Source organism: Yoonia sp. 67-2 (assembly GCF_035117555.1).
Taxonomy (GTDB): Bacteria; Pseudomonadota; Alphaproteobacteria; order Rhodobacterales; family Rhodobacteraceae; genus Yoonia.
Genome location: NZ_JAYKPK010000011.1, coordinates 49,851 through 75,328 on the forward strand (window position 1 = coordinate 49,851; position 25,478 = coordinate 75,328).

At 61.4% G+C, this 25,478-nt stretch carries 22 protein-coding genes and 1 riboswitch; of the genes, 7 read left to right on the forward strand and 15 right to left on the reverse strand.

Going from position 1 to position 25,478, the window contains the following annotated elements; translation table 11 throughout:
* Positions 1-142 precede the first annotated feature (142 nt).
* From VOY09_RS15990 to VOY09_RS16060, 15 genes are all read right to left on the reverse strand, one after another.
* Positions 143-1,651, reverse strand: a complete 1,509-nt coding sequence (locus tag VOY09_RS15990; protein ID WP_322895285.1) for a tripartite tricarboxylate transporter permease — start codon at positions 1,649-1,651, stop codon at positions 143-145.
* Between the two features lie 4 nt (positions 1,652-1,655).
* A complete protein-coding gene (locus VOY09_RS15995; RefSeq protein ID WP_322895286.1) occupies positions 1,656-2,207 on the reverse strand; it encodes a tripartite tricarboxylate transporter TctB family protein in 552 nt (183 codons plus the stop codon).
* On the reverse strand, positions 2,207-3,160 hold the full coding sequence (locus VOY09_RS16000; RefSeq protein ID WP_322895287.1) for a Bug family tripartite tricarboxylate transporter substrate binding protein: 954 nt from the start codon (positions 3,158-3,160) through the stop codon (positions 2,207-2,209). Before VOY09_RS16000 ends, VOY09_RS15995 begins: the two co-directional genes overlap by 1 nt.
* A gap of 178 nt (positions 3,161-3,338) precedes the next feature.
* A complete protein-coding gene (locus tag VOY09_RS16005) occupies positions 3,339-5,804 on the reverse strand; it encodes an extracellular solute-binding protein (protein WP_322895288.1) in 2,466 nt (821 codons plus the stop codon).
* Positions 5,791-6,489 carry a response regulator transcription factor gene (locus tag VOY09_RS16010; RefSeq protein ID WP_322895289.1) on the reverse strand — a complete coding sequence of 233 codons (699 nt, stop codon included), beginning with the start codon at positions 6,487-6,489 and terminating at the stop codon, positions 5,791-5,793. The genes VOY09_RS16005 and VOY09_RS16010 overlap by 14 nt, the downstream gene beginning before the upstream one ends.
* A 133-nt stretch (positions 6,490-6,622) precedes the next feature.
* Entirely contained in the window at positions 6,623-7,306 is a 684-nt protein-coding gene (locus VOY09_RS16015; protein ID WP_322895290.1) for a DUF1236 domain-containing protein, read from the reverse strand.
* A 153-nt stretch (positions 7,307-7,459) separates the two neighbouring features.
* Entirely contained in the window at positions 7,460-8,509 is a 1,050-nt protein-coding gene (locus tag VOY09_RS16020; protein ID WP_322895291.1) for an iron ABC transporter permease, read from the reverse strand.
* A complete protein-coding gene (locus tag VOY09_RS16025) occupies positions 8,506-9,450 on the reverse strand; it encodes an ABC transporter substrate-binding protein (RefSeq protein ID WP_322895292.1) in 945 nt (314 codons plus the stop codon). The genes VOY09_RS16020 and VOY09_RS16025 overlap by 4 nt, the downstream gene beginning before the upstream one ends.
* A 3-nt stretch (positions 9,451-9,453) precedes the next feature.
* Positions 9,454-10,245 (reverse strand): ABC transporter ATP-binding protein, encoded by a 792-nt coding sequence (locus tag VOY09_RS16030; RefSeq protein WP_322895293.1) that lies wholly within the window; start codon positions 10,243-10,245, stop codon positions 9,454-9,456.
* Positions 10,246-10,487: 242 nt separating this feature from the next.
* Positions 10,488-10,705: riboswitch (cobalamin riboswitch) on the reverse strand.
* Between the two features lie 51 nt (positions 10,706-10,756).
* Positions 10,757-12,166 (reverse strand): hypothetical protein, encoded by a 1,410-nt coding sequence (locus VOY09_RS16035; protein ID WP_322895294.1) that lies wholly within the window; start codon positions 12,164-12,166, stop codon positions 10,757-10,759.
* Positions 12,167-12,182: 16 nt separating this feature from the next.
* Positions 12,183-13,466, reverse strand: coding sequence for a lactate racemase domain-containing protein (locus VOY09_RS16040; protein WP_322895295.1), 1,284 nt, complete (start codon positions 13,464-13,466; stop codon positions 12,183-12,185).
* Between the two features lie 20 nt (positions 13,467-13,486).
* Positions 13,487-15,034: an altronate dehydratase family protein gene (locus tag VOY09_RS16045; protein ID WP_322895296.1), complete on the reverse strand. Its 1,548-nt coding sequence runs from the start codon at positions 15,032-15,034 to the stop codon at positions 13,487-13,489.
* Entirely contained in the window at positions 15,027-15,962 is a 936-nt protein-coding gene (locus tag VOY09_RS16050) for a dihydrodipicolinate synthase family protein (RefSeq protein ID WP_322895297.1), read from the reverse strand. The genes VOY09_RS16045 and VOY09_RS16050 overlap by 8 nt, the downstream gene beginning before the upstream one ends.
* A 4-nt stretch (positions 15,963-15,966) precedes the next feature.
* The gene (locus VOY09_RS16055; protein WP_322895298.1) at positions 15,967-17,004 is read right to left on the reverse strand and encodes an Ldh family oxidoreductase; all 1,038 of its coding nucleotides are present in this window, start codon (positions 17,002-17,004) and stop codon (positions 15,967-15,969) included.
* Positions 17,001-18,752 carry an IlvD/Edd family dehydratase gene (locus tag VOY09_RS16060; protein ID WP_322895299.1) on the reverse strand — a complete coding sequence of 584 codons (1,752 nt, stop codon included), beginning with the start codon at positions 18,750-18,752 and terminating at the stop codon, positions 17,001-17,003. The genes VOY09_RS16055 and VOY09_RS16060 overlap by 4 nt, the downstream gene beginning before the upstream one ends.
* A 125-nt stretch (positions 18,753-18,877) precedes the next feature.
* On the opposite strand from VOY09_RS16060, the gene VOY09_RS16065 reads away from it, so the two are divergent.
* The 7 genes from VOY09_RS16065 to larB all read left to right on the forward strand — a co-directional run bounded on the left by VOY09_RS16065 (position 18,878) and on the right by larB (position 25,455).
* Positions 18,878-19,861, forward strand: coding sequence for a tripartite tricarboxylate transporter substrate binding protein (locus VOY09_RS16065; RefSeq protein WP_322895300.1), 984 nt, complete (start codon positions 18,878-18,880; stop codon positions 19,859-19,861).
* An 84-nt stretch (positions 19,862-19,945) separates the two neighbouring features.
* Positions 19,946-20,392, forward strand: coding sequence for a tripartite tricarboxylate transporter TctB family protein (locus VOY09_RS16070; RefSeq protein WP_322895301.1), 447 nt, complete (start codon positions 19,946-19,948; stop codon positions 20,390-20,392).
* A 64-nt stretch (positions 20,393-20,456) separates the two neighbouring features.
* Positions 20,457-21,998, forward strand: coding sequence for a tripartite tricarboxylate transporter permease (locus tag VOY09_RS16075; protein ID WP_322895302.1), 1,542 nt, complete (start codon positions 20,457-20,459; stop codon positions 21,996-21,998).
* 119 nt (positions 21,999-22,117) lie between these two features.
* A complete protein-coding gene (locus VOY09_RS16080; RefSeq protein WP_322895303.1) occupies positions 22,118-22,819 on the forward strand; it encodes a GntR family transcriptional regulator in 702 nt (233 codons plus the stop codon).
* Positions 22,820-22,835: 16 nt separating this feature from the next.
* Complete coding sequence (locus VOY09_RS16085) at positions 22,836-24,002, forward strand: LarC family nickel insertion protein (RefSeq protein WP_322895304.1); 1,167 nt, start codon at positions 22,836-22,838, stop codon at positions 24,000-24,002.
* Positions 23,999-24,784 (forward strand): adenine nucleotide alpha hydrolase, encoded by a 786-nt coding sequence (locus tag VOY09_RS16090; RefSeq protein WP_322895305.1) that lies wholly within the window; start codon positions 23,999-24,001, stop codon positions 24,782-24,784. The genes VOY09_RS16085 and VOY09_RS16090 overlap by 4 nt, the downstream gene beginning before the upstream one ends.
* A complete protein-coding gene (gene larB / locus VOY09_RS16095) occupies positions 24,781-25,455 on the forward strand; it encodes a nickel pincer cofactor biosynthesis protein LarB (protein ID WP_322895306.1) in 675 nt (224 codons plus the stop codon). The genes VOY09_RS16090 and larB overlap by 4 nt, the downstream gene beginning before the upstream one ends.
* The last annotated feature ends 23 nt before the right edge of the window (positions 25,456-25,478 follow it).

Here is a 25,478-nt window from a genome sequence, read left to right on the forward strand (position 1 = left end):
GTTCAGAACAGATGATCGGGGTGAACGCGCGCGGACGGTATCACCGATGGCGGCGTGACGGCTGTGTTGCAGGCGCCGCAGATATCAAAACACCCGCAGGCAGATGAACTGCTTGCGGGTGTCTTGTGTCGACCGTGCCTGATCAGGCTTTCTGCCGCCATCTGCGCGAGACCGACCAGAGCCGGGGCCCAAAGATCGACAGCAGCGCAATTGCATAGATCGACAGCGCGATATTTGAGTTCACGAGGAACCACCAATCACCCTGATTGATCATCAACCCACGGCGCAACTGTTCCTCGGCCAGCGGGCCAAGAATGGCCCCGACCAGCGCGGGGGCCAGCGGATAGCCAAAGCGGCGCATCACAAAGCCGATCAGACCAAAGCCCAACAGCAGCACCAGTGCAAAAGGTGACCCCTGTGCGCCGACAATGCCCAAGGTGGCGAAGGTCAGGATACCTGCGTAAAGCCAAGGACGCGGGATCGCGAGCAGTTTGACCCAGATACCGATGAACGGCACGTTCAGCACGACCAGCATCAGGTTGGCGATGAACAGGCTCGCCACCAGACCCCAGACCAGATCAGCGCTGTTGGTAAACAGCAGCGGGCCGGGTTGCAGGCCATATTGCTGAAAACCTGCCAGCATCATCGCCGCCGTCGCCGAGGTCGGCAGACCCAGCGTCAGCAGCGGAATCAACGTGCCCGCAGCAGAGGCGTTATTGGCCGCTTCCGGCCCTGCCACGCCTTCGATTGCGCCCAGACCCTCGTCAAACTCGCGCCGGGCCTCGCCTGTCGCCAGACGTTTTTCTGTGGTGTAGGACAGGAACGTCGGAATTTCTGCGCCGCCGGTGGGCAATGGCCCGAACAGAAAGCCAAGGCCGGTGCCGCGGATATAGGGACGGATACAGCGTTTGAAGTCCGCCCAGTTCAGCCAGACCGACCCGGACACTGTCTGCGCTTTGGTTTTGTGATTGATGTGTTGGGACGCCAGAAACATCGTTTCACCAATGGCAAAAAGACCCACAGCGACGATGGCGATAGAGATATTGTCGCTCATTTCCGGGATACCGAAGGCAAGCCGCACCTGTCCGGTCAGCTTATCCGTTCCGACAATGCCGATGGTCAGACCGATGAACAATGCCGTTAATCCGCGCGACATCGACCCGCCAAAAGCGGCAGAGACCGTCATGAAAGACAGCACCATCAGCGCGAAATATTCCGCTGTCCCGAACGACAGAGCGACCATCACCATGAACGGTGCGACCAGCGCCAGACCCAGCGTCGCGAACATGCCGCCGAAGAACGACCCGAAGGCCGCAGCACCCAAGGCCTTGCCGCCCAAGCCCCGTTTGGCCATGCGGTTACCTTCGAGCGCGGTCATGATTGAGGCCGTCTCACCCGGGGTATTCAGCAGGATCGATGAAATCGCCCCGCCATACATCCCGCCATAATAGATCCCGGCGAACATGATCATCGATCCCGTCGCACCGAATGACAGGCTGACTGGCAGCAGCAGCGCCACGGTCAGGGCAGGTCCGATCCCCGGCATAACGCCGACTGCCGTGCCAAGCATCACGCCCAACAAAGCGAACATCAGGTTCATCGGTTGCATCGCGGTCCCCAGACCGTCGAACAGCAGAATAAAGGTATCCATGTGCTTACCTCACCAACAGGTCAATTGCCCGCTCCAGCGGACCGCTGGGCAGCGACAGGCCAAGCCCATAGCGGAACAGCAAAAACAGCAATGTCGACAGCACCGCGCCGATGGCCGCATTCAACAGCCATGTCGCCTGTCCAAAAGCACGTGCCGCAAAGGCGAACAGCACCGTAGAACCGGCAATGAACCCCGTGCCGCCATACAGCATGAAGATTTCGACAATGATGCCGCTGACCAACCAGAACAAGCCGCCAACGTTCAGGCGGTCGCGGGCTTCAAACTGGCCGCGCCAGGCCATGACCACCGTCACAATGGCAAGGACGGTGATGCCGGAGGCGATGACATAAGGCACAATTTCCGGGCCAAAACGGGCATAGGACTGGCGGACAGCATAGCCGGACGCATCATTGACGATCACGGCCGCAAGCGCGAACAAAGCAACCGCGATAGCCAGACCGGCGGCATCGCGTTTGCCAGTGCCGGTCCCGGCCTCATCATCGAATGGCAGCCGAAGGTCCTCTTCGGCTGCTTTGTTTTGTAGATCGCCCGACATTACTCGGTGATCCCGAGATCAGCGAGGATGGCAGTGGTGGCCGTGATCTCTTCTTCCAGATAGACGGCAAAGTCATCGCCTGAAAGGTAGGTGTTCACCCAGCCCTTGGTTTCCAGCTCGGCATTCCATGTCTCGGAAAAGGCCATGGCTTCGATGACTTCCAGCAGGGCGTCGCGCTCTTCATCGCTGATCCCCGGTGCGCCTGCAATCATGCGCCAGTTCTGCACGTCGACGTCAAAGCCCTGTTCGATAAAGGTCGCGGCGTCCAGATAATCCTGACGTTCAGGGGCTGTGATGCCGATCACCTTGACCGCACCGGCTTCGATCTGGCTGGAAAATTCGCTGAAGCCCGATACGCCGACAGTGACCTGTCCGCCAAGGATCGCGGCCAATGCCTCGCCACCGCCGGAATAGGGGATATAATTGATCTGTTCCGGAGCGACACCAGCGGCCTGCGCGAATTGACCTGCTGCGATGTGATCGACACCACCGGCAGAGCCACCGGCCCAGGTCACGCCACCGATATTGTCGCGCATCGCTGCGGCCAGATCTTCTGCATTGTTGATCGGGCTGTCGGCAGCCGCCACAACCACAACATATTCGCCGGTCAGACGGGCCAGCGGTGTGATATCGTTCAAGGTGACGTTGGAATCATTGGCAATGATCGCGCCGACCATAACATAGCCGCCGACAATCGTCGCTGCGGGATCACCGGATGACCGGTTGACGAATTGCTGCAAGCCGATGGTGCCACCGGCGCCAGCAACGTTTTCCACCTGAATATTCGGCACCAGCCCTTCGCTTTGCAGCGTGGATTGGATCGTGCGGGCGGTCTGGTCCCAACCGCCACCGGGGCCAGCCGGGGCCATAATACGCAATTCAGACACTTGCGCTGTTGCCGCGGATGCCAAAAGCGACGCTGCCACAAAGGCTGCGATACGAATTTTATTCATGAAGTCCTCCCATAGAATCTAAACACCGCGTTGCCACGGATCAGAACAGGAGGTGTGGAGAGAAGGCGCAACACTCACAGCCCTGCGGCTGAACGGCGGTGCAGATGTCCTGACACCTCCCATGCCCGACAGTGCAGAGGTTAGCAGCGGTTCCTGTCACCGTCCTGTCATCTGGCGATCAAGGTTGGCTGGGGGCCACGATTTCCAGCCATGTCGTCAAGAACCGCGCCCGTCGCTGCGGGTCCAGGGCGACCATCAGCACCGGGGCCAGTGCAATCGGCTGGATCACGCCCTGCCCCAGTTGTGATATCCGTTCGGGCGTCCAGCTACCAACACTGCCCGGCATGACAGCGCCCAGCGCCGCGCGGCCTGCCGCGACACGTTGTCCGCTCGGGGACAGTGCAAAATCGACAAAGGCGCGCGCCAGATCGGGGTTGCCGGCCTTGCGCGGGATCACCATGCTGCGGGTCAGCACCAGCACATAATCATCCGGCACGATAATCCCGATCGGCGCGCCCTCGGCCTGCCGCGCAAAAGCGTAAGACCCCAGAACATTATAGCCAAGGGCCAGATCGCCCGCTGCGACGCCGTCCAGAATCTCCGGGCTGGAATCGCTCAACCTTGCGCCCACACGGCCAAAGGCCGCAGCGAGCCGCCAGAATTGCGACGATATCTGCTGATCCTGCGCGGCCAGCAGATAGCCCACGCCGCTGCGGCCAATGTCATAGGTCGCCACCCGGTTCATGAAACGGGCGGATTCATCTTCCAGCAGCAGGGCAAGATCCAGATGCGTGCGTGGCTGGGTGCCCGGTGGTACCAGCTGCGGATTATAGATGATGACGGCGGGTTCATAGCTGAAGCCGATCACCTCGGCCCGCCATTGCGCCCAGCCCGGCAATTGATCAAGCCATGGCGAAAGATAGGCCAAAGCATGACCGTCATTGGCCAGTTTCAACTGCAGATCAGAGGCCGAACTGATCAACAGATCCGGCGCCGGATCAATCGTCCCGGCAAGAAACCCATCATAAAGGGCAAGGCTGTCGGTCTCGACATAGGTCACCGCAACGCCGGGATTTTCTGCCTGAAACGCCGTGATGAATGGCGAGAACAGCTTTGTATCCGTCGTGCCTGCAATCGCGATGCGCCGGGTTTCGGGGTGATCTGCGGCGAAAAGCAAAGGCTCTGCCACGCCGGGTGTTGGAACGCTCAGCCATGACAGACCCACGACCAGAACCGTGACCAAGGCATGGCTCGACCGATGCGGCGGCGGGGCTTTTGCCATGGGCAAAGCGGCAGCCACTTCCAACCCGCCACCCGGACGGTCGCACAGCATCAGGTAACCGCCATGTCCGGTCACCACGCGCTGCGCAATCGCCAGCCCCAGACCGGACCCGACAGTATGGCTGACGCCCGCACCACGCACGAAGCGTTGCAGGACGCGGTCCTTGTCAGCATCTGCAATTCCCGGCCCGCGATCCAGGACCGCCAGCCTGACCATATTGTCCGCACTGACCGAGACCGCAACGTCGATCACCCCCGCAGAATAGGCCAAAGCGTTGCCGATCAGATTGCGCAGCATTTCGCGCAGACCCACGCGGTCGCCCAGCACCACAGCGATATCCGCACCGGGGCCAAAGACAGTCTGCACCCGGGGACGCAGATCGGGGTCCAGCCGCCCGACGACTTCGTCAACCAGCGCCGTGACCGACAGCGCCTGCGCCTCACCTTTATCCATCCGATGGGAGATCGTGGCATCCATCAAAAGCTGGGTCACAAGATGGCTCGCCTCGACAGCTGAGTCGTGGATGCGCGCAAGACGGGCGCTCAGTTTGGCCGGATCGGGTTCATCCAGCGCCATTTCGGTCTGCGCCCGCAACGAGGCGAGCGGATTGCGGACCTGATGCGCAGCCTCTGCCACCAGCCCGCCCATCCGCGCCATGGATTTTTCCAGCCGCGCCATAAAAGTGTTCAACCCACCGACCAGTCGCTGCACTTCGACAGGCACCGGCACATCCAATGGCGACAGATCATCAGGGCGGCGCTGGCGCAGCGCGTGGTCAATGACGGCCAGCGGCGCAAAGGCGCGTCCGACCACGATCCAGACCAACGCCAGAGACAGCATCGTCAGAACCGCCACCGGCACGAGCGCCGCACCGACGATTTCGCCGGCCAGCGTCGCACGCGCGCCACGTGTTTCGGCCACCCGGATCGTCACCCAGCCTGTCCCATCAGCGGTCGAGATCAGCCGACCAAGGCGCGCCAGACGCACGGGTTCGCCGTTATGGGTGGTGTCGGTGAAAACCGGCGTAATGGACGTGGCCAGCGGCGCATCCGGCGCAAGATCGGGATATCCGGTGACATGCTCGCCCTGCGGGCCGACCACGGCATAAAAAACCCGGTCATCGCCCGATACCATCGCAAAAGCGGCAAAGGGCATTTCGACCACAACCGCGCCATCCTCGACCAGCACGGCACCAGCGATGGACAAGGCTGCCGCTGACAATAGCCGGTCCAGCGCCTGATCCGCGGCGCGATTGGCATAGCCTTTGATAAAGGTCAAAAGCAGCAGCGCCGCGACCAGCAACATGCTGGCGGCCAAAATCAGGATGCGCCGCCGCAAGGACGGCGGATTAATCCTGTGCATCCTGCGCCATCCGCACCAGATAGCCGACACCACGCACTGTCACCAGTTCCACCGCGCCGCCCGCAATCTTGCGCCGTACACGTGACACCAGCAATTCCAGCGCATTTTCAGAACCACCATCCTCCAGATCGGACAGCCGCGACATCAGCCGTTCGCGGGTCACGACCCGGCCTGCCTGCGCCATCAATGCCTCCAACAGACCAAATTCGCGCCGCCCCAGATCGACGATGCGGCCAGCCTGCGTCACCGTCCGGCCCGCCGGGTCCAGCGTCAGCTGGCCGATTTGCAGAACCGAGGTGAAATGCCCGGTCGGGCGGCGCACCAGCGCCCGCAGCCGTGCCTCCATCTCGCGCATGTCGAAAGGTTTGACCAGATAATCGTCAGCGCCAAGATCCAGCAGGCTGACCTTGTCGTCAATCTCGGCCTTGGCGGTGATCACAAGGACCGGCAGGTCGCGCCGCTGCCGCCGGATCTGGCGCAGGATCGTGATGCCATCAGCCGCAGGCAAAGTCAGATCAAGGATCACCGCATCGATACCGGCATCATCAATGATCTGATCGACCTCGCGACCGTCTTTGTTCCAGGTCACAATATGACCCGCCATGCGCAGCCGGTGTTCCACAGCTTCGCCCACGTCAGAATTGTCTTCGACCAATAACACCCGCATCACAAAGGTTGAGACCATGAAACGCGTCAAGTAAAGGCGCAATTCACATGCATCGCAGGATGCGCCAGTGATGTTTTGCCACGACCGGGGATGCAGCAGACAGCAAAAAGCCCGGCGCAAAGCACCGGGCTTTTCTGTAGATTGGGACGATTTAGCGGATAACGCGGACGATCGCGCCGGTTTCTGCATCAACCAGAACGGTCTGATTGTTCACGTTCAGATAGCGGAGTTCCGGCTGTGTCGGCACGTCATACATGACCACTTCGGCTGGCACACCGGCACCGACAGCGACTTCACCGTTCAGGTAGACGGTTTCGACCGGGTTGCTGGTCACATAGGTGATCGTTTCTTCCGTAGGTTCGACGGTTGACACGGCAACTGCCGTACCAAGCACACCCCCCGCAATGATCCCACCGACCGGGCCACCGGCAACAAAGGCGATCATCGAACCGACAGTGGCACCAACGGCAGCGGCCGAATTCTGCTCTGTCTGGGTCGCGTCTTCATCGGGGACGGTGATTGTCGTCAGGGACAGCGAACCGGGACGGTTGATCAGTGCGACAGGTGTCGCATCTTCTTCGACATAAAGATATTCGCCGGAGGCCCAGGCGGTTTGTCCGTCAAAGCTGATCTGGCACCAGGTGATATCTTCCAGGCAACCTTCGATCACGACGGTCTGGTTCAGTTCCAGAATACCGACGGCAGGGGCGAATTCGCTCGGTGTCACGCGGGCAGCGATTTCGGCGCCAGCGCGGGCTTCAGTGGATTGAGCGAATGATGGCAGGGCAGCAGTCAACGCGATCGCCGAAGCGATGCCAAGGGGCAGAATTTTCATAATAGTCCTTTCGGTCCGCCCGATGCTTGCCTGATGTTCAGGGGCCACCAGAGCGGTATGTGACGACTATATTGACCGGCCCACATCCGCGTAAGCTGCGTTGGCCGCCCGTTTTGCCCAATAGGCCGTATTCCGCCGGAGATCCGGCAAGCCTTAGATCCGCCGCCCCAGCAGCCAGACAAAAAACACCCCGCCGATAAGGCCGGTGACGATGCCGATCGGCAATTCCTCGGGCGCGCGGATCGTGCGGGCAAGGATGTCGCACCAGACCAGAAACACCGCCCCGAACAAAGCCGAGACCGGCAACACCCGTGCATAGCTGCCACCCACCGCCATCCGTACGATATGCGGGATCATCAGCCCGACAAAGCCGATCACGCCGGAGAACGCGACCATCACGCCAGTGACCAGCGCGCCGGCCACGAACACCTCCAACCGGAACCGCGCGACGGCGATGCCCAGGGTCGCAGCGGTCTCATCGCCCACAGTCATCGCGTCCAGATCATGGGCGCGCCAGCGGAACCATGCGCCGCAAACCAGCAAGACCCCCAGCGGATAGATCAGATGCGACCATTGCGCGAGGCCGAGCCCGCCCAACATCCAGAACACCACCGTCTGGGTGGCGCGCGGATCGCCCAGAAAAATCATGACATTCGCTGCCGCCATCACGATGAACGACACCGCAACCCCCGCCAGCACCAGCCTGTCTGCCGATGACGCGCGCGCCACCCGCGCCACACCCAGCACAAGACCAGTGGCGACCAGCGCACCAAGGAAAGCAAAAAACGGCACGGTCAGCGCGCCAAGGATCAACCCGGTGTGAAGCAGCGCCACAATCGCGCCAAAAGCGCCACCCGATGAGATCCCCAGCAGATGCGGATCGGCCAATGGATTGCGCGTCACCGCCTGCAATGTCGCCCCCACCATCGCCAGCCCCGCGCCCACCATCGCCGCCAGCAAGGCACGCGGCAGGCGCAAATCCCACACGATGGCATCACGGCCCGGCGACCAGTCAGGCGTTATGATACCGGGCAGCAGGTTGTCGGCGATCACGCCCCAGACCACGCGTGTCGGCACCGTGACGGCGCCCACGCTGACCGCTGCCGAAACCGACACCAGCAGCACCAGCGCCGACAGGATCAGCGCCAGAGGAAAGACGCGGCGTTTGCTGGCCATCCAGGCGGTGATCGCCTGATCACTCATTGGCGTGCATCCGCGAAAGCGGCGGCCAAGGTGGCAATCGCGCCGATATTGCGCGGGCCCGGCACAGCCTCGACATAGTCCAGCGTGACGAAATTATCCTCTCGCACAGCCTGAAGATCGGCAAAGGCGGGGTTGTTCATCATGAAGTCACGCTTTTGCGCAGCGGTCACATCGCCATAGTTCACGATCAGAATCACCTCCGGGTCCTGCGCGATCACCTCTTCCCAGGCGACGGTCGCCCAGCTTTTCTCAAATGTGTCCATGATATTGGTGCCGCCTGCCGCCTCGATCAGCGCGGTCGGCATGGCATAGCGTCCGGCGGTGAACGGCTGATCCTCGCCGCTGTCATAGACGAACACGCGCGGGCGGTCTTCAGCGGCCACATCAGCGGTCAAGGCCGCAACCTCGGCGCGCCAAGCCGTCACCATCGCCTCGGCCCTTTCGGTCACGCCAAAGATCCGGCCAAGGTTCAGAATATCGGCATACATATCCTCAAGGCTTGCCTTGCCCTTCTCCATGATATGGGCACAGCTTTCGGTCAGTTCGTAAACCGCAATGCCGTAAGGAGCGAGCGTATCGGGCGTCAGTTCGCTGCCGACGCGCAGGCCATAATTCCATCCGGCAAAAAGAAAGTCAGCATCCGCACCGATCAGCACCTCGCGGGTCGGGCTTTTCGGGGCCAGTTCTGGCAGCGCGGCGATATCTGCGCGCAAAGTCTCGTCAACCTTGCTCCAACCGCTGATCCCGGTATGGCCGACCATTTGATCACGCAACCCAAGTACCAGCATCATTTCCGTGATCGCCACATCATTTGATACAGCCCGCTGGGGTGCCGCGTCAAAAGTCACCGCGCGGTCACAGCTTTGCACGGTGACCGGATAATCCTGCGCAACGGCTGGGCTGGTGGCCATGATGCAGGCGGCAAGGGTCAGGTATTTCATGGATCAGGTCCTTTTTGCGGTCGGAAGATGATAGGTAAAATGCGCTTGCCCGCTGGGGTGCAGGGTTTCGCGCCGCGCAGTGACGCGGAAGCTGCGGGCGACGACAGCTTCGGTCAGCACCTTGGCAGGCGGGCCGAACGCGAGTGCATGACCATCGGCCAGCACCAGCACATCGTCGCACAAACCGTTGGCAAGGTTCAGGTCATGCAGACTGGTGACGATGGTGATGCCAAGATTGCGGACCAGCGCCAGCACTTCCAGCTGATGGCGGATATCAAGGTGGTTGGTCGGTTCATCAAGGATCAGCAGACCCGGTTCCTGTGCCAGCGCGCGCGCCACCATGACGCGCTGCTTTTCACCGCCCGACAATGTGCCCAGCGCGCGATGCGCCAGCCCCTGCAGATCAAGCCGGTCCAACGCATGATCAACGATCTGCATGTCCCTTGCGCCACCGCTGGCAAAGCCGCGCCGGTGCGGCGTGCGGCCCAGCGCCACGATCTCGCGCACGTTCAGGGCGAAATCCGTGGGCTGTTCCTGCAGAACAACCGCGATCCGGCAGGCAGCCTCGCGCGCGGACATCTGCCACAGGTCCCTGCCATCCAGTATGACCGTGCCAGTCATGGGCCGGTGAAACCGATAAAGCATCCGCAGCAGCGTGGATTTCCCTGCGCCATTGGCCCCGACGATGCCCAGCATCCGCCCCGGCGCAAGGTCAAACCCGATGCCGGACAGGATCGCGGCTTGCCCGGCAGGCCCCCAGCCGATATGCGTCACGCGCAGCGACGCCGCGGTCATGGGGCATATCCGGCATCAGACCGGATCAGGCTAGGGCAGCGCGGCTCCTGCCGCAAATGGCGCAGCACTGCGCCATATCTGTGTGTAAAATGTGGGATCGTCCGGTCCATGCAGCCCTCCGCGCCAATGCGGGGCTTGCAAAAAGTCGGAACAGACCAATCCTGTCGGCATCAGCCGTTGTCTTGCCATCGTGACCTTCCTTTCCGGGACACCCCGCCCGGGTCGAATTTCATTAAGGTGCCTGACGGCACCGTGCAGATGGCAGGTCTCCTGACTTGCGGGTCGACACTTCCCCGAACCTTCCCGGACCATCAGGTCCAGTGGCATCCTCGGGGTCGCTCACCGCTCACAGTTGCGGGGGCAGTCACGGGTTTGGCGCCTGATGGCTATTCCGCACCGTGTTCCCTTTTCATCCCGGTCAGCTTTGCGCCTTGCGGGAACCATCTGGGGATAGAATTGAGACATAATGACGCGATCGTCAACCCGCGATTGGCACAGCGCGGCCCCGTGTTCACACCCACCAGGCAAGCATTGCGAAAATCGGCACCAATGCGACAGCGCTGAGGCCCGCATGGGTCAGGTTCCAGCCCCAGGTCAGCCGCCGCGGGGAAATGCCCGCGACCCGGTCGATCAACAAGACCACTGTGGCGAAGGGCGAAAAGGTCATCGACAAGGCCCAGCCGCAGGAAATCGACAGTGCGATCAGCGTGGGATTTGCGGGCATGATGTCCAGACTGCCAAACAGGCTGCCAAAAAATACCGCCATCATGATCGGGCTAAGCGCAAGCAGGCTCAACAGGCTCAACAGGACCGGGATCAGCGACAGCAAGACAAAATCCGGCATGGCGTAAATTCCCAGCCCCGTCGCCAGTGAATCCGCTGGCATGAGCGAGGCTGCAGCCCGCCCGACAAAGCCCGAACAGCCCAAGGTCACGGCAATGGCGGCTGATTTCGGCAGATTGACCGTGACGATATGATGCAACCGCTGCCCTGTGGCAGTCAGCGCCCGCTGCACGGTCGCCACCATGTCTTTCCCGAAAGGCTGCAGATATTGCACCCCCAGCCAGCCGGTCAGCATGACAGGACAGGCCAGCATCAGCCCGAACACCACAGTATCGCCGGTCAGCCACATCGCGATCAGGGTCATCGTAAACATCACTCCGCAGGCCGCAAAAAACAACGCCGTCGCGATCAATGGGAAAGGGGCGGCAGGCCGGTCCTTGTCAAACAGAAAGGCGCGAAACCGCAGCTTATCCTCCACCGCGCCCAAAAGCAGCATCGCCAGATAGATGCCAAACCCCAACCCGATCCAAAGCGGTCGGTTGACGCCGGGGATCAGCTCGACCACTGCCAACGGCGCGATTGCGGTGGGCGACCAGACCACCGACCATGCAAAACCGCGCAACACGGCGCTGATCTGGCGACGCTCGCGCACCGGGTTCTGCGCATCGCCCGGTGTTGCCGCCGCGATCCCGCGCCGCACCAATGGCACCAGAAAGCTGACGACACCCAGATTGAACAGCACCGCCATCACGCCGGTGCCCGCATAAAGCGCCGGATACTGCCGCCCGGCGGGCTGCTGCGTCAGATAGCGCCCGCAGCTTTCGACTGAAGGCGAGGTCGAGGCCGCCTCATGCAGCAAGCCCATGAGCAGGATGAAGGTCATCAGAAAGGTCGCCTGATCCAGCGCTGCTGCGATCTCGCGCGCCGGATCACTGCCCCAGACGACCAGAGATCCTGTCAGCACCGCACTCAGCACCAGCAAATAGCCTTCACGCAGGCCCATGGATCTGCGCGCCGCCAGGACGACGCAGGCGGCAAGGCTCCAGGTCACGACCTGTACTGCCGGGCTGTCCATGATCCGTGCCAGCAATTGGGCAAAGATCAGACCGACCATTAACATGCCCAGTGGTGCGGCCATGACTTACCTCTTGGGTTCAGATTGCGCGCCCGTGCAAGGCACCGTCAGGGGCGAAATCCCACGGCACCGGATCGCCCAGCACCTCGATCTGATCATGGGCTTGCGCATCCTCCAGCATCGACTCTGAAATCAGGATACGTTCCAGATGCAACGTGTCCGACAACCGCACCATCCGCAGGCCGCGCCCCGGCATCACATTGCAGGTCTTGACCGCCAATTGCACGGCATGGCGGTCATGCTCCATCACGACCGGCAACTTACCCCCGATAAGCGCGGTCGAGGTGATGTGGTTCATATAGGTCGCTTCATAATCGATCTTATCGACCAGCCGCCTTGTGCAAATATCGGCCAAGCCCACCCCTGCCGCATTGCCATGACTGCGGTCGTCCAGATCAAGCACCACCATCTTGCCCACCTCCTGCGTCAGCCGCAGATAGGGTGTCGCCGCGCGTCCGGTGATATTCGGATCAGTGCCGGTGCCAGAGAAATTCTTGCCCATCCGGTCCACCACCAGCACGTCCAACGGGCTGAACAGGATGCGCGGCATACAGCCCCGCGCGATATCCAGCAGTTCTGCCTCGCGCGCAAGGATATCCTCCGCGCCGACCGCCTCGACCAGCTTGATATGGTCATAGGCGTTTTCGACCGTCGCCAGACCGAACAGCACCTTTGTCTTGGCGATCTTGACCTTGGTCATCGCGATGACCTGTTCGGCCATATGGCCAAAGCCCAGCATATGGCAGGCGTCCGCGCCGACCTGTTTGCCCAGCCCGATGGTGATCATCTTCGCGAGCCCACTTTCGATCGTACCGCTGAAACTGGTATGCGGTTTGACCCGGTTGATGACCACGATCCCATCCGCCGCCATCGCGATCTTGTCCATCGCAATGGGCAGACCATTTGGCAAACGCCCGATCTCGACCGTCTCCATGCTGGACCGGATTTCACAGCCTGCGCTGTCCTCGGTCACGCCGAGCGAGGCAAGCATTTTGCGCTGCCCTTCCGCGCTTGACCCGCCGTGGCTGCCCATGGCGGGGACAATGAAAGGGACAGCGCCAAGGTCCTTCAGCGCGGCAACGACAGTCGCAACCAAAATCGGCAAATCGGCAAGGCCGCGACTGCCCACGCCCACCGCGATGGACATGCCGGGGCGCACCCTTGCGGCGATATCGGGCCGCCCGATCTGGGCGCGCACAGCACCTGCGATATCGGGCAAGGCATCATCGGTGAAAATCTGCCGCACCGGCACCATGCGCGGCAGGCTCACCGGGTCGAGCACTTTGGCGATCACGTCGCTCATTATCGTCTTCCTTCTTCCGATCAGCTCATGATGCCGATGCTCCATGGCACGAATTCATTATCGCCAAGGCCCAGTTCTTCGCTTTTGGTCTTCTTGCCTGATGCCACGGCAATCATTTCCTCGAATATCTGCATTCCGACTTCTTCGAGTGTCGCATCGCCGTCAAGGATCACGCCCGCATTCAGGTCCATATCCTCGGTCAGGCGGGAATACATCGCCGTATTGGTCGCGATCTTGATCGCTGGCGCTGGTTTGGACCCAAACATCGACCCGCGGCCTGTGGTAAAGCAGATCAGATTGGCCCCGCCCGCAATCTGCCCGGTGGCCGAGACCGGATCAAACCCCGGCGTATCCATGAACACCAGCCCCGGTTGGGTGACCTTTTCAGCGTAGCGATACACCTCCATCAACGGGCCAGTGCCGCCCTTCATCGCAGAGCCGAGCGATTTTTCGAGGATATTCGCCAAGCCGCCGATCTGGTTGCCGGGGCTGACCGCGCCATTGATCTGCACATCACGCCCGGGCGAATATTCCTCTTTCCACCAGCGGATGCGGTCGATCAGCTTTTCGCCGACCTCCACAGTCTGCGCGCGCCGGGTCAGCGTATGTTCCACGCCATAAATCTCGGGCGTTTCCGACAGGATCGCGGTGCCACCATGGCGGGACAGGATATCGACGGCATGGCCCAAGGCCGGGTTGGCGGTGATCGAAGAAAACCCGTCCGACCCGCCGCATTGTAACCCGATTTTCAGATGGCTGACCGGCACCGGGACACGCTCAACCGCATTCGCCTCTGGCAGCATTTCTTCCACGGCAGCAATCCCGGCAGCGATCGTCGCACGGGTGCCGCCGGTTTCCTGCATCGTCAGGTTCAGCAGGCGGGGTCCGGTGGACAGGCCTTCCTGCTCCATCATGCCCGCGATTTGGTTACGTTCGCAGCCCAGCCCGATGATCAGGGCACCGGCGAGGTTCGGATGCGTGGCAAAACCGGCAATCGTGCGGCGCAGCAATTGCATCGGCTCGCCCGACATTTCCATCCCACAGCCAAGGCCATGGGCAAAGGCGACAACGCCATCGACATTGGGATAGTCGGCCAGTTTCTCCGGCGTGAAATGCGCCGCGATCATGCGGATCACCGTGGCCGAACAATTGACCGAGCTGCAAATGCCGATGTAATTGCGCGTCGCCACCCGGCCATCGGCGCGGATGATGCCTTGGAACGTCGCCTGTTCCTGGACCGGCAGGACCTGCGTCGGAACATATTCCGTCGCATGGTTCGGCGCGCGGTCGAATTCGCGGAATTCCATATTGTGGCTGTGCAGCATCGTGCCGGGCGTGACGTCCTTAGACGCGAAACCAATTGTCACATTATATTTGCGCACAGGCTCGCCCGCCGCAATCGCGCGCGTCGCGATCTTGTAACCGGCAGGCACCGGGGTGCGGGTGGTGACACCTTCGCCGGGGATCTCCGTCCCCGGATCAATCGGCACATAAGCGATGACCACATTGTCGTCGTCATGCAGCCGGATCGCCGGGCCGCGCCGTTTTTTCTGACTGGCTTCAGCCATGGGAGGCTTCCTTCAGACCGGGCATGTCGAAATCAACTGCCGCAAGGTCAGCCGCCAGATTGCGGCGCTGTTCCATCGTCAGCCCGACCAAAGGCGGGCGTACGTTGAACCATGTGTCATCCTCAGAATGCTGCGCAACGGCGGCTTTCAGCGCGGGGATCATCGGGTAGGATTGGAAAACCCCCCGTGTCGCGGTCAATGCCGCCTGCTGCGCATCGGCATCATCGGCCTCCCATGTTTCATAAAGTGCCGCAATCGCCGCAGGGTTGACGTTGGCAGTGGCCGAGATGCAGCCCTTGCCGCCCGCGCGCATGGTCTGCAGCAAAAACGCCTCGGACCCGGCGAAGACGTCAAAGCCCTCATCGCCGAAATTGCTGATCATCGCGGCGGTATTGTCCCACTGGCCGCCCGAATCTTTCACCCCGGCGATGGCCTTGGGATAGGCTGTCAGCAGCCGTTCGATCAGGTCCAGTGACAACGGCACCTGCGAGACGGGCGGGATGTGATACAGATAGACCCGCAGGTTTTCGTCCCCAACCCGTTCGATCACTTCCGCAAAATGCGCGAACAGACCATCATCGCTGACGCCTTTGTAATAGAAAGGCGGCAGCATCAGCACCCCGGCGCAGCCATGTTTGACGGCGCGCGCGGTCAGATCGACCGTATCGGTCAGCGCGCAGGTCCCGGTGCCAGGCATCATGCGATCCACAGGAATACCCGCCTCGACCAGCCCATCAAGGATCGCGATGCGTTCCTGATGACCCAGCGAATTGGCCTCTGAATTGGTGCCGAAAATCGCAAGGCCGACATCGCTCGCCAACAGCCAGCGGCATTGTGCGGCAAGGCGCGCAATATCGGGGCGCAGATCGGCATCAAACGGGGTGACGACGGGCGACAGAACGCCCTTATGCGGGGTGAGTGTGGTCATCGGTTTATCCTTTGGTTGGAAAGGGAATGCTGGGGTCCAGCGCGCTGATCTGTGCGACCAGCGATTGCGACAGGGTAATCCCATGTTCAAGTTGTTCGGCCCGCCGCCGCAGCGCCTGTTGGCCTGCGATACGGACCGGCGAAGCACCGTCCGGTACGGCAGCAGCTCGGCTGGCGGAGACGATATGATCCGTCTGGCGGCAAAACGCCTCCGCTCCGCCGAAACGCGAGGGATCGAAGACAAGCACGGTGACCGCCGCGCCCCAGCGATCCGGCACATCGGCGCGCCCGAACCCGGCAAGGCCGGAGGTCAGCATTTCGACAAGCAAACCCAAAGCAAAGCCTTTATGCCCGTGATCCACACCGCCCATCGGCATCAGCGCGCCGCCTTGGCCGATGACATTTGGATCATCCGTGGGGCTGCCATCAGAATCAGTGAGCCAGAGGCCCGGCATGGGTTGCCCTTCGGCCTTTTTCTGCGCGACAAGCCCATTGGTCGTGATCGACATCGAAATATCAAAGATCACCGGATCACCCTGCGTCGGCCAGCCAGCGGCAATCGGGTTCGGGGAATAAACGCCCTGCGTCGCGCCAAACGGTGCCACCGATTGTGTCGTGGGCGAGGATGAGGTGATGATCGCCGCAAATCCGGCCTCGGTCACCGGCAACAGATAGGCGGCAAGACAAGCAATATGCTGGCTGCGCGCAATGGTCACCGCCCCCATGCCTGTCGCCCGCGCCTTGGCGCAAGCTGCATCCAGCGCATCACGCACCAGCACCGGGCCGGGCAACCAGCATCCATCCCAGCTTTCCACACTGGCACCATTGCTGCGCTTTTCGGGTTCGCCCGACAGCGTCATGCGGCCCTTGCGTATCTCATTCATATAGCTGGGCAGCAGCGCCACACCATGCGTCGGATGCGCCATCAGATCGCCTTCGACCAGCACATCGGCGACAATCGCGGCATAGGCGGGGTCAAGCCCCCCGCCCGCCAGTAGCTCTGTCGCGAAATCGCGCAAATCGCTGGCTGCGACTGTGGTCACGATTTCGATCCATAACCCGCATTGCTGCGGATGCTGGTCGGCTGCAGGAAATCGAAATCGCAACCGCCATCGGCCTGTAGCACGCTGTCAAGGAACAGCTTTTTATAGCCCCGGTCCGACCCCACATGGTCAGGCGCAACAAAATCCTTGCGGCGCTGTTCCAGCTCTGCCTCATCCACATGAAGCGTGATTTTGCGGGCGGTCACATCCAGTTCAATCTCATCCCCGTCGCGAACCAACCCCAAAGGACCGCCCTGCGCGCTTTCCGGCGTGACATGCAGCACGATGGTGCCGCTGGCGGTGCCGCTCATCCTTGCGTCCGAAATACGCACCATATCCTTGACACCCTGCGCCGCGATCTTGCGTGGGATCGGCATATAGCCCGCCTCCGGCATCCCCGGCGCGCCCTTTGGCCCGGCGTTTTGCAGCACAAGGATATCATCCTTGGTCACATCCAGATCAGGGTGATCAACGCGCGCGGCCATATCCTCGATCGAGGTAAACACGACGGCACGCCCACGATGCACCATCAGATCAGGCGATGCGGCGCTCTGTTTGATGATCGCACCACCGGGGGCAAGGTTGCCGGTCAGCACCGCCATGCCACCCTGGTGGTAGATCGGCTTGTCGCGCGGTGTCACGATATCCTGCGCAAAACTCGCCGGTGCGGCATCAATTTCCTCGCCTAAACTGCGGCCTGTCACGGTCAGACAATCAAGGTCCAGATAGGGGCGCAATTCGCGCAGCACTGTCACAAGTCCACCGGCAGCATGCAGGTCCTGCATATAATGCTGGCCCGATGGCTTGAGATCGACAAGCACCGGGATATTCCGCCCGATGGCATCGAATTCGGCAAGATCAATCTGGATGCCCATCCGCCCGGCAATAGCCGACAGGTGGATCAGCCCATTGGTCGACCCGCCAATCGCCAAAAGCACCGTCAGCGCGTTTTTGAATGCCGCGCGGGTCATGATCTTGTCCGGCGTCAGGTTTTGCGCTGCCATCTGCACGGCGATCTTGCCGGTCTGTTCCGCAATCCGCCGCCGGTCGGCAGAAACCGCAGGTGCGGTGCTGCCGCCGGGCAGCATCATGCCCAGCGCTTCGGTCACCATCGCCATTGTCGATGCCGTGCCCATCACACCGCAGGTACCCGTGCCGGGAACAAGCTGGTCATTCACATCGGCGATTTCCTGATCGTCGATTTCACCCGCGCGATAACCGGCCCAGAACCGGCGGCAATCGGTGCAGGCCCCGACCTTTTGGCCCCGATGACTGCCGGTCAACATCGGACCTGTGACCAGCTGGATTGCAGGCAGTCCGGCCGATCCGGCCCCCATGAGTTGCGCAGGCACCGTCTTGTCACAGCCACCGATCATGACCACGGCATCCATCGGCTGGGCGCGGATCATTTCCTCTGTGTCCATCGACATCAGGTTGCGCAGGAACATGCTGGTCGGATTCGAAAATGATTCGTGGACCGAGATTGTCGGAAAGGCGACCGGCAAGGCCCCCGCCAGCATGATGCCGCGCTTGGCCGCTTCGACCAGTTCGGCCATATTGCCGTGGCAGGCGTTGAAGCCACTGCCGGTGTCAACGATGCCGATAATCGGGCGGTCCAGCGCCTCATCCGTATAGCCCATGCCTTTGATGAAGGCCTTGCGCAGGAACAGAGAAAACCCTGCATCGCCATAGCTGGTCAACCCTTTGCGCATGCCGCTCGGCTTGTTGTCGTGATCTGCACCGCTCATCGTTCTGCCTCCCCAGATGTGTTGGTCCTATCAGAAACACTGTCATCAGGATTGTCAATAATATGTTTGACATTCTGTTTTGACACGGCCTAGGCTGTGACTCGGAGAAAATGGGAGGATTTACTTTGAAACATAATATGTATCTGGCTTGTGCATCTGCACTTGCGATTGCAACCGCCGCACCTTTGGCCGCGCAGGATGTGGAATACACCGGCGCTGGCGAAGTCACCGTGCTGCAAGGCTTTGCTGCAGGCGGCGGCTCTGACCAGCTGGCGCAGTTGGTGCAGCCTTACCTGGCCGAAGTGTTGGGCGTGAATTTCGTCAACCAATACCTGCCCGGCGCGACTGGCGCTATCGCCTGGACCCGTCTGGCCAAGCAGGAACCCAATGACGGCACGATCATCAGCATCACCAACACACCGATGTTGATGACCAATTACCTGATGAACCCATCGATCACCTATACAATCGAGGAATTGACCCCGATTGCCAATATCGTGACCGACCCCGGCGTTGCGGTCGTGTCGCAGAACAGCCCGCTGGAAACGTTCGAAGACCTGCTGAATGCTGCGCGCGAAAACCCGCAGACTTTGACCGTGGGCAATTCCGGCGTCGGCGGCGATGACTTCTTTACCTCGGTGATGTTCGAGCGCGCGGCCGAAGTCGAATTCCAGAAGGTGCCGTTCCAGGGTGATGGTCCGTCGATGACCGCCGCCATGGGCGACAGTATTGATGTCAGCTTCAACAATGTGGGCATCACCTATCCGCAGATCGCCGCTGGCAACCTGCGCGCATTGGTGGTGTTTTCCGAAGAACGCATCCCCGAACTGCCCGACGTGCCGACCGCCCGTGAACTGGGTTTTGACGTCGTCGCAGGATCATCGCGCGGCTACAGTGCGCCTGCCGGTCTGCCAGACGATATCCGCGACCAATTGGTCGAAGGTCTGCGCGTCGTGACAGAAGATCCTGAATTCCAGGAAGCTGCCGCAGCACAGGCGATGAATATCGATTTCATCGGTGGCGACGATTACACCACCTTCCTTGAGAACCAGTTGGTCGAATTCAGCGCCATCTGGGAAGAAGTCAAAGACGACGTCCAAAACCAGTAAAGCGTTCCGACCGCCCGGCGAAGTTATCAGCCGGGCGGTTTCTTCTTTGCTGTGTGATGATGCTCGAACAAGGATGATACTGGCATGTCAAGAATTCTGGTGGCGGTTGCGGCGATTATCATCGCTTTGCTGTTTCGCGTCGAAGCTGCGGGATATCCGCGTGTGGCAGCACAATTGCCCGTCCTGATCACCAATGTGATGATCGGGCTGGCGCTGTTGGCGATCGTGCAGCAACTTCTGGCATGGCGTCAGGCGACCGACGGGGCGACGCGCTATGCGCTGACGATGCCCGCCTTGCCGCGTGTCCGCGACGGCGCGGTCTTTGTCGGGCTGATGCTGCTTTATGCCTGGGCGATCACATCCATCGGCTATCTGATCGCGACACCGGCGTTTTTATTGTCCAGCATGTTGGTCGCACGCTCCACAAAGCCATGGATCATCGTGCTGACCGCAGTGGTCGTGACGTTGGCGATCTGGATCATCTTCGTGAATTTCCTGCGCTTGCCAATCCCGTTGTTTCCCGGCGCCTAAAGCGCCCCCATTCCATTGACCGCTGGCGCGCCTGGCGCTGCCGCTTTCCGCAAGAGGACCCCCCATGCAAGACAGCTTCCTTCTGATCGGGCTGATCAACGTCCTTGAACCCATCAACATCGGTGCGATCCTGCTGGGCACGCTGATTGGTATGTTTATCGGGGCGATGCCGGGTCTGTCCGCGACCATGGCCATCGCTTTGTTGCTGCCGTTGACATTCTCGTTCCGGCCCGAAACCGGGCTGGCGATGCTCGCTTCGCTCTATCTGGGGGCGATGTATGGCGGCTCCATCGCGGCCATACTCTTGCGCACACCGGGCACGCCCGCGGCGGCAGCCACGGTGATCGACGGCTTTCCGCTGGCGCAACAGGGCAAGGCGGGCAAGGCGCTTGGCTTCTCGCTGACCGCATCGCTGATCGGCGGGCTGTTGTCCGCCATAGTGCTGTTGACCGTCGCACCCTTGCTGGGCGCGCTGGTGCTGAACTTTGGCCCGGTACAGATCTTTGCCATCGCTGTTCTGGGCATGACGATCATCGGGTCGCTGTCGACAGGCTCCGCCGTGCTGGGACTCTTGGCCGGGGCCTTGGGCCTGTTGTTAGGAACCATCGGGATGGACCCGACCACAGGCACACCGCGTTTCACCATGGATAACCTGAGCCTGTTTGGCGGTGTCCCCTTCACCGTCGCGCTGATCGGTCTTTTCTCTGTCCCGCAAGCGATCCGTCTGATCGTCGACGGTGACAGGGCGCAGACCATGGCCGAGGATGAACCCGGCGGCATGGTCAAGACCGTGTCCAAAATCAAAGACCGGATGCTGCCGACAGGCCGGCAATTCATCGAGATGCTGCCCAACAGCCTGCGTTCCGGCGTGATCGGTGTGATCGTGGGTCTGATCCCCGGCACCGGCGGCGATACGGCCTCATGGTTTGCCTATAACGAGGCGAAACGCTTTTCCCGCGAAAAGGAAAAATTCGGCACCGGCCATATTCCCGGTATCGTCGCCCCAGAGGCCGCGAATAACGCCGTCGTCGGCGGCTCGCTGATCCCGACGATTGCGCTGGGGATTCCCGGATCGTCAGCCACCGCCGTTTTGCTGGGCGGCCTGATGGTCCATGGCATCCTGCCCGGCCCGACCCTGATGACCGATCATGGCGCGGTCACCTATACCCTGCTCTGGGCAGTGTTCTTTGCCAATATCGCGCTCTTCGTCGTGGGCATCCTGTTCACCCGCGCGTGCATTTCCGTCACCAAAATCCCAAACCGTGTCGTCGGCCCGGTGATCATCGTGCTGTCGATCATCGGTGCCTTTGCGATCAACAATTCGGTCTTCGATATCTGGCTGATGCTGGGCTTCGGGTTCCTTGGCTTCCTGCTCGACAGTTGCAAAGTGCCGACACCGCCACTGGTGATCGGGCTGATCCTTGGGCCGGTGCTGGATACCAGCCTGCAACAATCACTGCTGATCGGTGGCGGCAGCTGGATGGTGTTCTTTGAAAGCAAAATCTCGGCCGTGCTGTTGATCATCGCCTTCCTGTCGATCCTGCAAGCAACACCCCTGTTCCGCTGGATCGGCCTTGGCCTGCGGCGGATGCGGGCGGCCCAATAATCGTGATGGTTGTCCTTGAAGCCGCGCCACCAACCTGCAATGTTGACGCTCTTTCATTGAAAAAGCGCCCGGCAAATGCAATTTGTGGCGCGGGGACGCCGGATAAAAGGGTTGAAGCGTTGAAAAACTTTGCACCAGATACGGACAATGGCTTTTCCGATAAGGAAGGGTCAGGCGCCGATCTGCTTGCGGCGGTAACCCGCAAGCTGGAAGAAAAGATCGTCCTCGGCCAACTCAACCCGCGCGAGCGGCTGATCGAAGATGAGCTGTGCGAGGAATTTTCCTGCAAACGCCATGTCGTCCGACAAGCCCTGATCGCACTGGAAAACCTTGGGCTGGTGGAACGCATCCGCAACCGTGGTGCCGTGGTGCGCGCCTATACCGCGCAAGAGGTCGAAGACATCAACGCGGTGCGCGAATTGATCGAAGGTCATGCCGCAACACTGATCCCGCTGCCCCTGTCCGAGGAAGCCCTGCAAGAGCTGGAACATATCCAGTCGCGGCATTCCGCCGCCATCGCATCTGACGATCAGCGCAATGTGTTTCGGATCAATATCGAATTCCACCGAAGCCTGTTTTCGCATTGCGGCAATCCGGCCTTGGTCGAAGCCATCGATATATTTGCCCAGAAATCCCATGCCTATCGGTCGGTTTTCGTGACGCAGAAGGAATATCTGGAATGGGCCGCATCCGAACACCGGACCATGATCGCGGCTTGCCGGACCGGCGACCGGGACTTGCTGGTCGCCGCCTGCGCGCGCCATCTGGCCCCGGCGAAAGATTACTACATCGCCACATGGCGTAAACGGTTCGGCGAATGACCGCCCTGCCCCTGCCATGACACGCCATATCCACCTTGATCCGATCGGCGGTCTGGCGGGCGATATGTTCATTGCCGCCATGCTGGACGCATCGCCCGACCTGCAAGAGCGCGTCTTCGCAGATATCAGCGCGGTTTTGCCGGGCGATATCGGCACCTACATTTTGCACCGCGCCGATGTCGCTGGTCTGACGGCTGCGGGCTTTCAGTTTCAGCCCAAGGATCAGGACGACCATCACCACCACGGCCCCATGCGCCATTTCACCGATTTTCTGGCGAGGATTGAGGATGCAGACCTCGCCCCCGGCACCGCCGCTGCGGCAATCGATATCCTGACACGTCTTGGCCGGGCCGAGGCCGCGATCCACGGTGTGCCGCTGGAACAGGTCCATTTCCACGAATTATCCGATTGGGATGCCTTGGTCGATGTCGTCGCCGCTGGCAGCATTTCTGCCGCCCTCGCGCCAAGTGGGTGGAGCTGTGGCGCCCTGCCGACCGGGCGCGGCATGGTGCAGACCGCGCATGGTTTGTTGCCGGTGCCCGCCCCCGCGACGGCGGCGATCCTGAAAGGCTACGACTGGCACGACGATGGCACGCCCGGCGAAAGGGTGACGCCAACCGGGGCGGCCATCCTCGCGCATCTGACCGGGGGCGCTGGCAATGGCCACAACGCTGGCGGCACCTCGCGCAACATCGGCTATGGCGCAGGCACCCGCCGGTTCGAACGCCTGCCCAATATCCTGCGCGCGACAATCTATGACAGCGCGCAGACATCAATCGAGACGATCACCAGCCTGAGTTTTGAGATCGACGATATGACCGGCGAAGAAATCGCCTGCGCCGCCGACCACCTGCGCGACACCGACGGTGTGCAGGACGTGACCCTGATCGCGGCGACCGGCAAGAAGGGGCGGCCTGCCGTGCGTTTCGATGTGCTTGTCGCGCCTGAACACGCCGATGCGGTGGTGACAGCGATCTTTGCAGAGACTGCAACCATCGGACTGCGCCGGACCGAGATGTTGCGCCATGTGCTGCCCCGGCAGGCGGATGCCTCGCCCGATGGGCTGCGCTTGAAACGGGCCGAGCGGCCTACGGGCGCGACAGTCAAGGTCGAACATGACGATCTGCGCGATCTGCCGACGTTGGCCGCCCGCCGCGCGGCCCGCACAAAGGCCGAGTCATGAATGCGCTTGAACGGCTTGATGCGGTTCTGGCCGCAGGCGGGTCATGGACAGTGGCGGTATCTGGCGGTGTGGACAGCATGACGCTGGCCACCTTGGCGCACAGGCTTTTGCCCGGACAGGTGCGGATGGTCCACGCCACCTCCCCCGCTGTCCCTGCCGCTGCCCGCGACCTGATCACACATCATGCACAGATCGAAGGCTGGGACCTGCGCATTCTGGAAACCGGCGAATTCAGCGATGAGAACTATCGTCGCAATCCGGTCAACCGCTGCTATTTCTGCAAGTCGAACCTCTACAGCGGCATCCTGCGCGATATCGCAACGCAGCACGGCGGCCACGTCGCCAGCGGCACCAATACCGATGATCTGGGTGACTTTCGGCCCGGTCTGGTAGCCGCCGAAAACCACGGCATCCGGCATCCCTATGTCGAGGCCGGGATCGCCAAAGCCGATATCCGCGCGCTCGCCCGCGACGCCCAACTGGACTTTGCCGAACTGCCCGCGCAGCCCTGTCTGGCCAGCCGGATCGAAACCGGGATCAGGATCGACCCCGCTGATCTTGCCTTTGTCGACCAGCTTGAAACGCTGTTGCGCAAGGATATCCCCGCCAGCAGCACCTTGCGTATCCGCATTCGGCCCGCCGGGGTGAGCGTCGAAACCGATGCGCCTCTGGACGGATTGCACGATAGCGCAGCGCGGTTCTGCGCCGCAGCCGGGCGGCGTTTTACCGGGGTGACTGCCTATCGCCAAGGCTCTGCCTTTCTGCATGAGGCGGCGTCATGATACCCGCCCCGCTGATGGATTGGGACCGCACCGAACGCACGGGTCTGCCCGAGGCAGTCTTGGCCGAGGCGAAATCCGCCGCGCATCTTGAGGTGCTTTTGACCGAAGCACAGAAGAGCCTGCGCCCATTGCTGCTGACCCGGCTGAATGTCGCACAATATGAGGCCTTGCCCCCAGCACTACGTGGCGTGCTGGATTACGATCCCGTCTCACGCACTGCGATCACCGGGCCATTGCCGCCGTTGAAAGACACAGCCCGCGTCGTGATCGTGACCGGCGGTCTCGCCGATCTGCCTGCCGCGACAGAAGCCGCGCGAACCCTACGGTTTAGCGGCCATGACAGCGCCCTGATCGCGGATGTCGGCGTTGCGGGTCTCTGGCGGCTGCTGGACCGGATCGAGGTGATCCGCAGCTATGATGTGATCATCGCCGTCGCCGGGATGGAAGGGGCGTTGTTTTCCGTCCTCGCCGGGCTGGTCAAGGCGCCCATCATCGCCTTACCGGTGTCGGTCGGGCACGGCGTGACGGCAGGCGGACATGCCGCACTGACATCTGCCTTGGGCAGTTGCGCGCCGGGGATCAGCGTCGTGAATATCGACAATGGTTTCGGCGCGGCACAGGCCGCAATCCGCATTCTTTTGCTGACCGCGCCACGCGGTCAGGACAGCTGACGCAGGCAGATATTCCGACAGCC